General features: G+C 64.5%; 13 protein-coding genes. 5 read left to right on the top strand and 8 right to left on the bottom strand.

What is annotated here, in order from left to right; genetic code table 11:
* The first annotated feature begins 469 nt into the window (after nucleotides 1-469).
* A complete protein-coding gene (locus QA642_RS05955; protein ID WP_283083829.1) occupies nucleotides 470-1969 on the top strand; it encodes an FAD-dependent oxidoreductase in 1500 nt (499 codons plus the stop codon).
* Between the two features lie 59 nt (nucleotides 1970-2028).
* Here QA642_RS05955 and QA642_RS05950 read toward each other — a convergent pair whose 3' ends face one another.
* From QA642_RS05950 to QA642_RS05925, 6 genes are all read right to left on the bottom strand, one after another.
* On the bottom strand, nucleotides 2029-2235 hold the full coding sequence (locus QA642_RS05950) for a hypothetical protein (protein ID WP_025033895.1): 207 nt from the start codon (nucleotides 2233-2235) through the stop codon (nucleotides 2029-2031).
* Nucleotides 2236-2413: 178 nt separating this feature from the next.
* Complete coding sequence (locus QA642_RS05945) at nucleotides 2414-2827, bottom strand: Rieske (2Fe-2S) protein (protein WP_283083828.1); 414 nt, start codon at nucleotides 2825-2827, stop codon at nucleotides 2414-2416.
* A 15-nt stretch (nucleotides 2828-2842) separates the two neighbouring features.
* A complete protein-coding gene (locus QA642_RS05940) occupies nucleotides 2843-3955 on the bottom strand; it encodes an amidohydrolase family protein (protein ID WP_283083827.1) in 1113 nt (370 codons plus the stop codon).
* 15 nt (nucleotides 3956-3970) lie between these two features.
* On the bottom strand, nucleotides 3971-5035 hold the full coding sequence (locus QA642_RS05935) for an amidohydrolase family protein (protein ID WP_283083826.1): 1065 nt from the start codon (nucleotides 5033-5035) through the stop codon (nucleotides 3971-3973).
* A 265-nt stretch (nucleotides 5036-5300) separates the two neighbouring features.
* On the bottom strand, nucleotides 5301-5576 hold the full coding sequence (locus tag QA642_RS05930; RefSeq protein ID WP_128954061.1) for a YiaA/YiaB family inner membrane protein: 276 nt from the start codon (nucleotides 5574-5576) through the stop codon (nucleotides 5301-5303).
* Between the two features lie 54 nt (nucleotides 5577-5630).
* Nucleotides 5631-6326 (bottom strand): PspA/IM30 family protein, encoded by a 696-nt coding sequence (locus tag QA642_RS05925; protein WP_283083825.1) that lies wholly within the window; start codon nucleotides 6324-6326, stop codon nucleotides 5631-5633.
* A 102-nt stretch (nucleotides 6327-6428) separates the two neighbouring features.
* Between QA642_RS05925 and QA642_RS05920 the strand changes: the two genes are divergently transcribed.
* On the top strand, nucleotides 6429-7037 hold the full coding sequence (locus QA642_RS05920) for a TetR-like C-terminal domain-containing protein (RefSeq protein ID WP_283083824.1): 609 nt from the start codon (nucleotides 6429-6431) through the stop codon (nucleotides 7035-7037).
* Nucleotides 7038-7147: 110 nt separating this feature from the next.
* Nucleotides 7148-8602, top strand: coding sequence for a dihydropyrimidinase (gene hydA, locus QA642_RS05915; RefSeq protein WP_283083823.1), 1455 nt, complete (start codon nucleotides 7148-7150; stop codon nucleotides 8600-8602).
* Between the two features lie 126 nt (nucleotides 8603-8728).
* On the opposite strand, the gene QA642_RS05910 is transcribed toward hydA, so the two are convergent.
* The gene (locus QA642_RS05910) at nucleotides 8729-9406 is read right to left on the bottom strand and encodes a peroxiredoxin-like family protein (RefSeq protein ID WP_283083822.1); all 678 of its coding nucleotides are present in this window, start codon (nucleotides 9404-9406) and stop codon (nucleotides 8729-8731) included.
* A 97-nt stretch (nucleotides 9407-9503) separates the two neighbouring features.
* On the opposite strand from QA642_RS05910, the gene QA642_RS05905 reads away from it, so the two are divergent.
* Together QA642_RS05905 and QA642_RS05900 are read left to right on the top strand one after the other, a co-directional pair.
* Nucleotides 9504-10385: a LysR substrate-binding domain-containing protein gene (locus QA642_RS05905; RefSeq protein WP_283083821.1), complete on the top strand. Its 882-nt coding sequence runs from the start codon at nucleotides 9504-9506 to the stop codon at nucleotides 10383-10385.
* Between the two features lie 88 nt (nucleotides 10386-10473).
* Entirely contained in the window at nucleotides 10474-12096 is a 1623-nt protein-coding gene (locus tag QA642_RS05900) for an ABC transporter substrate-binding protein (protein ID WP_283083820.1), read from the top strand.
* Here QA642_RS05900 and QA642_RS05895 read toward each other — a convergent pair.
* Nucleotides 12093-13436 carry a glycoside hydrolase family 3 N-terminal domain-containing protein gene (locus QA642_RS05895; protein ID WP_283083819.1) on the bottom strand — a complete coding sequence of 448 codons (1344 nt, stop codon included), beginning with the start codon at nucleotides 13434-13436 and terminating at the stop codon, nucleotides 12093-12095. The genes QA642_RS05900 and QA642_RS05895 overlap by 4 nt on opposite strands.
* Between the last annotated feature and the right edge of the window lie 188 nt (nucleotides 13437-13624).

Raw genomic sequence — 13624 nt, 5'->3', positions numbered from 1 at the left:
CAACACGCGCGACACCTTATCTGCGTCGCTCTTCGATGCACCGTACCTCGCCTTGAACTGGGCTCGCGACAGCGCCCGGCCTCCGAGCCGTCTGGCATCCGGCAGCTTCGGTCCGCGCAGCGTCAGGGTGATCTCGACGCGTTTACCCGGCTTCTCGGCGCGCAGACGTTTGGCGCCCGCAGTCGGCGGACGAGTGCTGCCGGGAACGACGACGGGCTTAGTGGCGCCGACCGCGGCTTTGGCTCCACGCTTTGCAGTCTTGCCGGCCGCACGCTTGCCGGCACGAGTCCTTGCTTTTGCGACTGATGCCATACCTAAGCCCCCGCCCTAGACACGACCGAAGGTTGCAGGCTATCGTTGATCGCATAATGCGTCAATTTACCGGGAGCCCCGCGGGTTGGCCCAGCCAGCCGCGTCGAGCAACCCCGACCATTTTTATTCGATCTGATTGTGATCCGAGGATTTGCTCATGCGCTCGATTTACGCACGGCTCAATCGCCGCTACGGCAAGAAGTTCATCGGCTTCGACCGTCAGAAGCTGGTCAGTGCGACGCTCGCGAACGCCATGGTCGTCACGGCGGCCACACCTCCCCGCGACATGCCGCGCCCGGCGCGGGTGGCGCGACGGCCGCGTGTCACGATCGTCGGAGCGGGACTCGGCGGCCTGATGGCCGGCTACACGCTCGCCCATTGCTGCGACGTGACGATTTTCGAGGCGCGCGAACGCGTCGGCGGCCGCGTCTGGAGCAAGAACAAGGCGAGCGGCGTGGTCGAAGCGGGCGGTGAGCTGATCGGCTACAATCATCCGCTGTGGCTGGCCCTGGCGCGCCAGTTCCGGCTGGGCCTCTCGCTGTTCACACTGGACTCGAATTTCGACGCACTCGATCTCGACATGCCGATCTATCTCGACGGTCGAAAGATCTCGAACCCGCTCGCGCTCAAGACGCTGTTCGAGCAGATGGAGGAATCGTTCGGACGGATGGCCAAGCGTGCGCGGCATGTCCACAAGCATGCCCCCTGGCGAACTCACGGCGCCGACGCGCTGGACCAGCAATCCATGGCCGATTGGATAAAGGACGAACACTGCTCGCCTCTCGCCAAGCTCGCGATGAAGGAGCAGTTCAGCAACGACGCCGGTCAGCCCGTCGAACGACAAAGCCTGCTCGCCAATTTCGCGGTCGTCCACGGCGGCGCACTCAAGGGGCATCCGAGCGCCTTTTTCACCCAGACCGAAACGCTGCGCTGCTCGGAGGGCAATCAATCGCTGGCCGAGCACCTTGCCGAGGAGATCAGGAAGGTCGGAGGCGTGGTCCATTTGTCCTCGCCGGTCATCGCGATCGACATCGACAAGGAGGGGGTGACCGTCACGCCGGAGGGTGCAGCTCCGCATGTCGCCGATTACGTCGTGCTCGCGATTCCGCCGAGCCTGTGGCCGGGCGGTCGCTTCGCCAGGATCAACATCACGCCGCAACTCACGCCCGACCACTACATCTCGATGGGCACCGCCGTGAAATACCTCAGTCCGGTCAAGCGCCGCTTCTGGATCGATCACGGGCTGGCGCCGGCCGCGACCTCGAGCCGGTTCGGCGTCACATGGGAAGGCACCGACAACCAGATCGCGCCGCGCGGTCGCGAGGTCGAGCTCAGCCTGTTCGCCGGCAGCAGACCGGCACAGCAGGCCCTTCGACAATGGGAGCGCGGCGGCAAGTCCGCTGTCGATGCATTCTACGCCTCGCGGATCGGCCAGGTGTATCGCGGCTATGAGGACAATCTCTCCCAGCCCCCGACTTCATTCCGTGGCCCGCCGATCCCTGGACCGGCGCCGGCTATTCCTGTCCCGCGCCCGGCGAAGTCACGCGAGCCGGACCGCTGCTCAACAGCGCGTTTCACAAGCGGATGTATTTTGCGGGCGAGCACACCTGCTTTGCCTATTACGGCTACATGGAGGGTGCGCTCCAGTCGGGCCTGAAGGCAGGTTCGGCCATCCTCAGGGCGATCCGGCGCTAGTGGCGCCACTCGCCCGAGCTGTCACAGCGTCTCCTGCTTGTGCCCGCAATTCTTGCAGGCGAACTTGACGCGGGTCTGGCCTTTTTCCGCCTGGACCCGGTTCGGCGCGCCGCACTTGCCGCAGACGGCCTCGATGCGGGTCGTGCCCTGCTTGACGACGATGGTCTTCTTTTCCATCGATTCGCGGATCAGGCGCTCGGCCTCCTCACGCAGGGATTGTTTCGACAAAGCTCATCTCCGCCTCTGGAAAGCGCGAGAGCCATATCGCACCTGCGTTGGAATCTCAATCGGCAATGGCGAGATCGCTGCGCAATCAAGAGAGTCATTCCGGGGCGATGCGCAGCATCGAACCCGGAATCTCGAGATTCCGGGTTGGCGCTTCGCGCGCCCCGGAATGACAAGCGCGTCAGACCTCGACGATCACATAACTGTCTTCGACATGCACCGCAAACGTCTCGGCCACATACGGGCCCTTCTGCAACTCCTCGCCGCGTTCCACCGCGACCGGATATGACCGGATCTTGACGCGTTTCGGATCGAACCAGGACTGGCCGTTGCGCATGTCGAACTCCCAGCCATGCCAGGGACAGCGCAGCATCTCGCCGACGCGCGAGCGCTCGTAGACGCCCGGCTCCGGCGAGGTCAGCCGCGCCACGCAGGCCGCCTTCTCCAGCGGCGCGCCTTCGTGTGGGCATCGGTTCAGAAGGGCGAAGAACTCGCCATTGACATGGAACACGACGATATCGCGCCCGGCGATATCGACGACCTTGTTGCCGCCGGGCGGGATCTCCGTGGTGCGTGCGACAATGTGACGGGCCATGTCCTCTCGAAACCTTCAGAACTTGTAGACCGCGCGGGCATTGCTGCTGAAGATCTTCTTCCGCTCGGCCTCGGTCAGCGGCGTCTTGAAGGCAAAGCGCGGATCGTCGAAATCCCAGTGCGGATAGTCCGACGAGAACAACAGACGGTCGACGCCGACCCATTCGATCAGCGCGCGCAGATGCCGCGCCTCGTCGGGCTCGTCGATCGGCTGCGTCGTGAACCAGAAATGCTCGCGGACATATTCCGACGGCTTGCGCTTGAGATGTGGCACTTCGCTGCGGAAGCGCTCGAAGTGCTGGTCCATCCGCCACACCGCCGACGGGATCCAGCCAAAGCCGCCCTCGATGAAGACGATCTTCAGCTTCGGAAACCGCTCCGGCACGCCCTCGATGACGAGGCTCGCAAGCTGCGCCGCGATGGTGTGCGCGTTCGACTGGTGCTCCTCGACATAATAAGACGGCCAGCCGCCGCCGGTTGGCGCGTGGCCGCCATAACCGCCGACATGGATGCCGAGCGGCAGGTCGAGCGCCTCGGCACGCTCGTAGATCGGCCAGTACCGGCGGCGGCCAAGCGGCTCGTTGGCGCGCGGCGAGACGTTGATCTGGATGTATTCGCCGATCTTCGCGCAGCGCTCGATCTCGGCGATGGCGAGGTCTACCCCATCCTGCCCGACCAGGATCGAGGCCTTCAGGCGCGGATCCCGGTGCGACCAGAAGGCCAACTGCCAGTCGTTGATCGCGCGCTGGATCGCGGCGCCGAATTCCAGGTTCTGCTGCGAGAAGATGAAGAGGTCGAGGACCTGCAGAATCCCGAACTCGACGTCGAGCGGATCGAGATGCTGTTTCTGCATGAAGGTGAGATCGGAGCCGGGCGGCCCGCCGGTCGGCGGCCAGGCGTCGCGCCGCGCGATCAGCGGCGAGGAGCGCGGGTAGGGTGTGGTGAATAGATACGGCGTGCGCAGATGGCTGCCATATTCCCTCAGATGCTGTTGCCAGCGTTTGGGCAGGAACTCGTTGAGGTCGTCGAGTGAATGCAGGCTCGGATGCACGTCGCAATCCACGATGCGCAAACGTGTTCCGGCGGGCTTCTCGTCGTCGCGCAGCGGACGGTCGATGACTTCACTCATGCGAAACCTCCGGAACTAGTTGGCGAGCGACAGCCGCGGAAACGTCTCCAGCGGATTGTCGACGCACATTTTCGCGATGATGCTCTTTGGCAGGTTCGGCGGGATCGGATCGTCGCCGTCGAACTGCCAGTGCGGATAGTCGGACGCGAACAGGAACATCTTCTCGGAGCCGATCTGGTCGATGATCTCCTCGACGCTTCTGGCGTCCCCAGGCGCATCGAACGGCTGCATGGTGACGCGAAAATTCTCGCGAATGATCGCAGCCGGCTCGCGCTCGACCCAGGGCACCTCGACGCGCACGCCGCGCCAGGTCTTGTTGGCACGCCACATGAAGGCTGGGAGCCAGCTCACGCCCGATTCCATCAGCACGACCTTGAGATTAGGGAACTTGCCGAACACGCCCTCATAGATCAGGCTCAAGATCTGCGCCTGAAACGCCTGCGCCTCGACGAAGTAATATTCGTAGCGATGCGACGGCCAGCCGGCCGAGCTCGGCGCCTGCCGATATTGCGTGCCGGCGTGGATCGCGAGCGGCAGCTTGTACTTCTCGGCGAGCTGGTAGACCGGCCAGAAATGCCGCCGTCCCAGCAGCGTCTCGCCCTGCGCCAGCACCAGGATGGAGACGAAGCGGTTGTCGCCGGCGCGGCGCTCGATCTCCTCGATGGCGAGATCAGGCGCCTGCATCGGCACCACGATGGAGGCGCGCAGGCGCGGATCGCGTGCCAGCCATTCGGCGGCGATCCAGTCGTTGATGGCCTTGCAGAAGTCGGCCGCCATGTAGGCGTCGAACACGGCCTGCGCACCGTAGAGCACGTTGAGAATGGCGTGGCTGGCACCGAGCTGCTCGAACGCGCCCTTCTGCACCATCGCGAGATCAGAGCCGGGCTTTGCGCCATTGGCCAGGCGCCAGTCGGCGCGGCCCGAAAACGGCATACTCGGCGGATAGGAGGTGAGATCGAGCCCGTCGATGGCGCGGCTCACCACCTGTTCTTTCCAGTGATCGCTGAGATAGGGAAGCAGCGTGGTGCGCGTGCCACCAACCGCCGGGTGGATGTCGCAGTCGATCCGCGTCGCCGCCATGGAGCTTCCTCGCGCAATCTTATTGGCGGCGTTTTGTGTGCGCGCCGCATGCGCAGAGTGCCCCTGCCCGCTTCGGCGCGCAAGGGCGCGCGCCCGCGCGATCCGTCATGGCTCGGTTGCATTTCGCAGGCGCGATATAAACCTAAACGATCACATCGCGCGAGGCGGCGCTTCGATCAGGGGATGGCTCCACGACGCGAACGGTGGATGCTTCGGCACCCACCGCTCCGTGCTGCAGATGGCCTCGCGCTTCGGCGCGCGCTCCTCAAGCCGCCTTGGAGACCTCCATCAGCAGACGCTCGGCCTTGGCATCCTCGATGCGGTTCACCAGCCGGCTGCTCTCGTGATTGTCGCGCACGGTCTTGGTGAGAGTGACGCAGGTCTGGATCAGCATCACGATGCCCATGGTGAGATAGCCCTTCATCCAGAGGTCGATCGGCAGGAAGAAGACGCCGAGCGCGACGAGGAAGGCGGAGGCTGCGAAGGACGCGTAAGTGAAGGTCACCCAGGCGCCGCTGTGGGGTTGGCCGTTCTGGTTCATGATGGTCTCCTATCGGTTCGAATGATGATGGGGTTTGAGAGATCGGGTTTGAGATCAGGCCGTCGGCATGCGCTTGGACTTCAACCGCGCCAGCACGTCGTCCGCGGTCGTCTTGAGCCGGGGGCCAAAGCCCTGCTCGGCGAGTTTCTCGGCGGTGGCGAGCGGACCGGTGGCCGCGTCGAGCTCGACCAGCGCATCATCGGCCGCCTGGGCTTCGATCTGGCGCTCGCGCAGGCGCCGCAAGGTGCTCTCCGCCTCCGGCAGCGTGGATTCGTAAGGGCGGGCTGCCTCGATGCCGCTGCGGCGGAGCGAGCGCACTGCTTCCGAAGCGCGGGCAACGCGACGGCCGCGATCGAGCTCGGTGATGCGGGCCTGCGCATTCGCGACGTGCCGCTTCAGCCTGGCGATCTCGGACGCGAACAGCGCGCATGCCGTCAGCGCCGCATCGCGGTCGGCCTCGAGCCCTGCGATGGCTTCGGCCGCTTCCTTGGCGAGATCCTCGCGGCCGCCATCGAGCGCCGCAACCGCGCGCGTCTCGAGATCGGCAATACGGGCGATCGTCGCTTCGAGCTTGCGGCCTTCCTGCTGGTCCTGGGCGATCGCCAGCGCCAGCGTCCGCTTGCTGCGCTCGACGGCCGCGGCCGCATCGCGCATCTGCTGGTCGAGGATCAGAAGGGCCGTCCGGTCCTCCAGCTCCTCGCCCGCAGCGGCCACGCTGCCGCGGAAAAGTGTCACTACGGTCTTGAACATTGGCTGCTCCCTGTTATGAGCGTTGCTCACAGGTGCTTTTGTAGCACATCTTGAGCGTTGCTCAAGATAAATTTGAGCAGCGCTCACGGTTTTGGTTAACAAATGTCTAAAGCCTTGGAACGTCGAGAGAAACTTCGGGCCGACTTGATCCTGGCGGCGGAACGGATGATCGCAAGCCGCGGATTGGCCGGCCTGAAAACCCGCGATCTCGCTCGCGAGATCGGCTGCGCCAATGGCGCTGTCTACAATCTCGTGGCCGATGTGGACGAGCTGATCCTCCGCGTCGGCTCGCGCACGCTGCTTCGGCTCGACGAAGTACTCAGCGCGGCGGAGAGCGCGGGCGAACCATCGCCGCAGGAGACGCTGGTTCGCATCGCGATTGCCTATTGCGATTTCGCCGCCGAGAATCTCGAACTCTGGCGCGCGCTGTTCGAGCACCGCATGGAGGCCGACAAGGCCGTGCCCGATTGGTCGATCGACGACCAGATGCAGCTGTTCCGCCACATCTACCAGCCGCTGGCCGTCCTGTTTCCGAAGCGCAGCCCTGAGGAGCTCGGCATCACCGCGCGCAGCCTGTTCTCGGCCGTGCATGGCATGGTGGCACTGGGGCTGGAGCAGAAGCTGGTCGCCGTTCCCTTGCCGGCGCTGCGCAAGGAGATCGCAGGCCTCGTGCGTGCGATGATCGACGGACTGATCGCCCATGCGGCGTAGAGAGTGCGCGGCAAAACGACCGGCTGACTAAAATTTCGCCTGTCGCATGGCGCACACCGCGCTTAGCCTTCGCGGCGAAACGTCCCCTCGTCTCGCTCCGGAGTCCCCCCATGCCCCTCCTCATCCGCGGCGGCACCGTCGTCAATCACGATCATTCGCGCCGCGCGGATGTGCTGATCGACGGCGAGACGATCGTGGCGATGGGCACGTCGCTCGAGGCGCCCACTGGCGCCGAAATCGTCGACGCCGGCGGCGCCTACGTCATGCCGGGCGGAATCGATCCGCACACCCATCTCGAAATGCCGTTCATGGGTACGGTGACCGCCGACGATTTCGAATCGGGAACGAAGGCGGCGTTGGCCGGTGGCACCACGATGGTGGTGGATTTCTGCCTGCCCGATCCCGGCCAGTCGATGCTCGCGGCCTATCAGGAGTGGCGGCACAAATCCGAGAAGGCGGCAACCGACTACGGCTTCCACATGGCGGTGACGTCATGGTCGAAGCAGATCCATGACGAGATGGAGACCGTGGTCAAAACCTACGGGATCAACACCTTCAAGCATTTCATGGCCTACAAGGGCGCGCTGATGGTGAACGACGACGAGCTCTACAACTCGTTCGCGCGCTGCGCCCATCTCGGCGCCATGCCCGTGGTCCATGCGGAGAACGGCGATGTCGTCGCGTTGATGCAGGATGCGCTGATCGCGCGCGGCGTCACCGGCCCCGAAGGCCATGCTTACTCTCGGCCGCCGGAGGTCGAGGGCGAAGCCACCAACCGCGCCATCATGATCGCCGATATGACCGGCACGCCGGTCTATATCGTGCACACGAGCTGCCGCGAGGCGCATGAGGCGATCGCGCGGGCACGCGCGGCGGGCAAGCGCGTCTACGGCGAGCCGCTGATACAGCATCTGCTGCTGGACGCCGATGAATACCAGAACAAGGACTGGGATCATTCCGCTCAGCGCGTGATGTCGCCGCCGTTCCGCGACAAGTCGCACCAGGACAGTCTGTGGGCGGGCCTGCAAGCCGGCTCGCTCCAGGTGGTCGCGACCGACCACTGCGCCTTCACGACGAAGCAGAAGCGGTTCGGGCTCGGTGATTTCAGAAAAATCCCGAACGGCACCGGCGGCCTCGAAGATCGCCTTGCGCTGCTCTGGACCGCGGGCGTTGCCACGGGGCGGCTGACGAAGGAAGAGTTCGTCGCGGTCACCTCGGCGAACATCGCGCGCATTCTCAACATCTATCCGCGCAAGGGCGCGGTCGCGGTCGGCTCGGATGCCGATGTCGTGGTGTGGGATCCCAAGGCGAGCAAGACCATCAGCGCCAAGCGGCAGATGAGCCGGATTGACTACAACGTGTTCGAAGGCTTTGCCTGCACCGGCGGGCCGGCCGCAACTTTGTCGCGCGGCCGCATCGTCTGGAAGGATGGCGATCTGCGCGCCGAGGCGGGCGATGGCCGGTATGTGGAGCGCCCGGCATTTTCGCCGGTGCACGTGGCGAACTCGACCTGGAAGGAGCTGACCGCCCCGCGCGCGGTCGCACGCGGCGCGGTCACGCCGTAGCACTCCCGTCATGGCCGGGCTTGTCCCGGCCATCCACGCCTGTCACGCGGCACAAAGAACGTAGATGCCCGGGACAAGCCCGGGCATGACGATCACTTGCAGGTATTCACCTCGATCGGTAGTCCCTCAGGCCGCCTTGCCCGCCCGCAGCCGGTCGAGCACCGGCAGCAGCTCGGACGGATCGGGGCGCTGGGTGTAGTCCGGGTTCACCTCGGCATAGGCGATGACGCCGTCGCGGCCGATGACGTAGCGCGCGGGCATCGGCAACACCCATGACGGATTGTCGTTGAACGTCGGCAGGTCGTTCTTGAAGGACCTGTAGAGCGAGACGAGGTGCGGCGGCAGCGCAAAGCGGATCCCGAAGGCATCGGCGATCTCGCTCCTGACGTCGCTCAGGATCGGGAATGACAGCTTGTTGTCGCGCTGCGACTTGCGGCTGTTCGGCGCGGTCTGCGGCGAGATCGCAACCAGGCTGGCGCCGCGCGTGGCGATCTCCGGCAGCGCCTCCTGGAGGGCCTGGAGCTCGAGGTTGCAATAGGGGCACCAGACGCCACGATAGAACGACACGATCAGCGGTCCTTTCGCGAGCAGGTCGCGCGAGGCGACCGGCTTGCCGTCGGGGTCCATCAGGGTGAATTCCGGCGCGCTGTCGCCGGCCTTCTTCGCGCGCTGGGCCTGGCCGCTGGCGATCAATTCAGCGGTGGCACGATGCATGGTGTCCAGCGCCTCCTTCGTCGGTTTGATCGGAAAGCGGCCACCTTCGAAATCGGCTTTGAAGGCGTCGAGTTTGTCTTGCAGGGCCATGAGAAGCTCCATCTTTGGCTGTTGGCCCGCTCTATCTGGATCATTTGCAAATGAAGGGGTATACGGCGATGGCGGACAAGATTTATTCGAGCTCCAAATGAGTGACCGGCTTCAGGAATTGGCCGTTTTCGTCCGGGCGGCGGAAAGCGGCAGTTTTTCGAAGGCTGCGCGCGAGCTCGGCCTGTCGCAGCCCTCGGTGTCGCGCATCATTGGCGAACTGGAGACCCGACTCGCCGTCAAGCTGCTGTTGCGCACCACGCGCCGCATCACCGTCACCGATGCCGGCGCGCTGTTCCTGACCCGGGCCCGCGAAGTGCTTGCCGACATCGAGGATGCCGAGGACGCCGCGCGCGGCGTCGACTCGCTTCGCGGCACGCTGCGTATCACGATGCCGATCGTCTACGGCACGAGGCACATTATTCCGCGCCTGCCGAAATTCCTTGATTCGCATCCCATGCTGCGCGTCGAGCTGTCGGTTGCCGACGAGCGGCATAATCTCGTCGTGGAAGGCACCGACGTCGCGATCAGGCTCGGCCCGCTGAGCGACTCCGGCTTCGGTGCACGCAAGCTTGCGACCCTGCCGCGCTTTCTCGTCGCGGCGCCGCCCTATCTGACCAAACGCGGCACGCCGAAGACGCCGGCCGATCTCGCCTCGCATGATTGCATCTTCGGTCCCGGCCTGTTCGGCCACACCACGTGGTCGTTCACCCGCAACGGTGCCGAGACCTCCGTCGATGTCCGCGGCCGCATCACCACCGATTCCGGCCCCGGCGTGTTCGCGAGCGTGCTGGCCGGTCTCGGCATCGCGATGACCTCGCCGGTGATGGCCGGTCCCGAGATCAAGGCGGGTGCGCTGGTGCCTGTGCTGAAGAGCTACAAGCTCGCACCTGTCGACGTCTACGCCGTGTTCCCCGCGGGTCCGCGTCCCTCGACCAAGGTGCGTGCCCTGGTCGATTTCCTGGCGGAGGAGTTGAGATAGGCCTGGAGCGGATGCGACGCCGTGAAGCGCGGCCGATGGCATGCGCCTTGCCTCTTTAGGGCGTAGATTTCCCGCAAAAGAGACACCGATGAGCGCATCACCTTTTGACATCACTCGCCGCAATTTGATGCTCGGCGGCCTCGGCATCGCCGGAATGACAACACTCGCTCCCCGCTTGGCCTCTGCGCAGGGACGCAGCGAGACGCTTCTGGTGGTGCAGGAGCTCGGGCCGAACTCGCTCGACATGCAGGGCGTCGGCTCCAACCAGACCGTGAACGGCCTGTCCTGGAATTGCTACGACCGCCTGCTCACCTATGCCTCGAAGACGCTGCCGGATGGGACGGTCTCGTACGACCGCGAGAAGCTCGCCCCTGAGCTCGCGGAAAGCTGGGAGGTCGCGGCCGACGGCATGTCCTGCACCTTCAAGCTTCGCAAGGACGCGAAATTCCACGACGGCACGCCTGTGACCGCCAAGGACGTCAAATGGTCGTTCGATCGCGCGGTGAAAGTCGGCGGCTTTCCGACCTTCCAGATATCCGCGGGATCGCTGGAGAAGCCCGAGCAGTTCGTGGTGGTCGACGACCATACCTTCCGCATCGACTATGTGCGCAAGGACAAGATGCTGCTGTTCAACGTCGCCGTCGTCGTGCCCTTCATCATCAACTCCGAGCTTGCGAAGAAGAACGCGACCGCCGAGGACCCCTGGGCGCTGGCCTGGCTGAAGAACAACGAGGCCGGCGGCGGTGCCTACAGGATCGAGAGCTGGAAGCCCGGCAGCGAGACCGTGCTGGCACGCTTCGACGACTGGAAGAGCGGGCCGCTGCCGAAGGTCAAGCGCGTCATCGCGCGCGACGTGCCCTCGGCCGGCACGCGCCGCGCCATGCTGGAGCGCGGCGATGCCGATATTTCCAGCGGTTTTGCGCCGCGCGACTTCGAGCAGATCATCAGGGAGGGCAAGGTCAAGGTCTCCGGCGTGCCGATCCCGAATGCGCTCTGGTACGTCGCGCTGAACACGGCAAAACCGCCATTCGACAATGTGAAATTGCGACAGGCCATCGCCTGGGCGATGCCCTATGAACAGATCCAGAGTAGCGCGTTCTTCGGGCGCGCCGTTCCCATGTACGGCGGAGCTGCCGAAGTCTCAAAACCGGTCTGGCCGCAGCCATTTCCCTATGTCACCGATCTCGACAAAGCCAAGGCGCTGATGAAGGAAGCAGGCTTCGAGTCCGGTCTGGAGACGACCTTGTCGCTCGACGCGGGCACTGCGACCGTCGGCGAACCGACCGCCATCCTGATTCAGGAGAGCCTCGCCAAGATCGGCATCAAGGCGTCAATCGAAAAAATCCCCGGCGCAAACTGGCGCACGACGCTCAACAAGAAGGAGCTGCCGCTCGCGCTCAACCGCTTCAGCGGCTGGCTGGATTATCCCGAATATTACTTCTATTGGAATTTTCACGGCAACAATTCGATCTTCAACATCTCCTCCTACCAGAACAAGGAGATGGACGCGCTGATCGATAAGGCGCGCTTCACCGCGGATGCAGCGGAGTACGATAAGACGGTGAAGGATTTCATCGCACTCTGCATGCGTGATGTTCCGGTCGTCCCGCTCAATCAGCCGATCCACGACGTCGCCATGCAGAAGGCCATCACCGGCTACGAATTCTGGTTTCACCGCGAGCCGGACTACCGCCAGTTTGCGAAGGGCTAGTTCCGACGCGCGACGCTGATTGCGCCTGAAGAAGCTCGCGCCTGCTCGGCCGGAAAACCGCGCTCCAGCCGCGCCGCGCTCGCATGCAACATCGCCGCATCGAGCCTGCCCAGCCGTGATCCCTCCAGGGCGCAGGCAAAGATCCGGTAGAATTGCGCGCCATCATAGGCGACCAGCAGCAGGTCGACGCCGGCATTGATCGCCTCGACCACGGCCTTGCAGACGTCGTTCTGATAGATCGCGCCCATCACGAGGTCGTCGGTCATGACAACGCCCTGATAGCCCCATTTGTCGCGGATGATGCCCTGGACAACGCGCTTCGAATGCGAAGCGGCGCGATCAGGATCGACCGCCGTGAGCGTGACATGGCCGACCATCAGCGCGCTGCGCGAATGCGACAGCACCTCGCGGAACGGGAGCCAGTCGGTTGCCTCCAGTTCCTTGACAGGGGTGTCGAGATTGGCGCTGAAATGATGCGTGTCGGTGCGCACGCGACCGATGCCGGGAAAGTGCTTGAGCGTGGCGCCGACGCCTGACACTTCCAGCCCGCGGACATAGGCGCTCGCGATCGTGCTGACGACGACGGGATCGCTCGCGATCGCGCGCCGGCCGATCAGCGTGTGAAAGTCGAGGCGGTTGCGCCGCTGCGGCGGCTTCAGATCGAGCACCGGCGCGAGATTGAGGTTGACGCCGAGATCTGCGAGCTCGCGCCCGTGGATACGGCCGAACTCTTCGGCTTTGGCCTGCTGGTCGTCAGGGGCGAGTCCCGTGAGCGTCGCCAGCGCCGGCACCTTGGTCAGCGGCGGCGCCAGATGCCCGACAATGCCGCCCTCCTGATCCGCGGCTACGACCAACGGCGGCAGACCGGCGGCGCGCCGCTTGTCCTGAAGTGCCGCGATCTCGGCGCGCAGTGCCTCGATGGTCCGCCCGCGGATATTGGGCCTGGTGACGTAGACGCCGCCGATCAATCCCTGCTCGGCAAGGCGCGCGATCTCGGGAAAGGAGGAATAGCCGACCATGAAGTGAGGCCCGAGCTGACGCGTCTCGGCAGCGCTGGCGGTGAGGACGTCGCGCTTGCGCAGCTCGAATTTCAGATGCGCCGCCGACATCAGCAGCGGCGGCAGGCACCAGAGCATGACGAGCAGCTTGCCCGCGATGCTGCGCCAGCGTCCTCTCCGCAGCAGGACGATGACGATCAGGATGCTTGCGACGACAAGCGCGATGTTTCCGGTGTCGCGCAGCACGAGCAGATAGGGATCGTTCTTGTTCGCAGCCGCGAATGCGACGAGTGGCGCGGCAAGCCAGAGCAGGATGAGACCGAGGCGATTGAGGAATTGCATGATGCGTCACGCGCTAGGAGTGGCGAATGCTTCGCACCTATCAAGGCGATCTGCGCTGCGCGAGAGGCAAAAGCGCACCTGCACGAAAACTGCAAAAGACTCCTGAAACCGTGCAGACGAAGGCCCCGGCTTCTGCGCAAGCGCCGTGCAGACTTCGTGATGCCACCCATCACGAAAGGTGTTCTGGA

The sequence above is a fragment of the Bradyrhizobium sp. CB2312 genome (assembly GCF_029714425.1).
In the GTDB taxonomy this organism is placed as follows: domain Bacteria; phylum Pseudomonadota; class Alphaproteobacteria; order Rhizobiales; family Xanthobacteraceae; genus Bradyrhizobium.
This window is presented reverse-complemented; position numbering and strand designations above follow the sequence as displayed.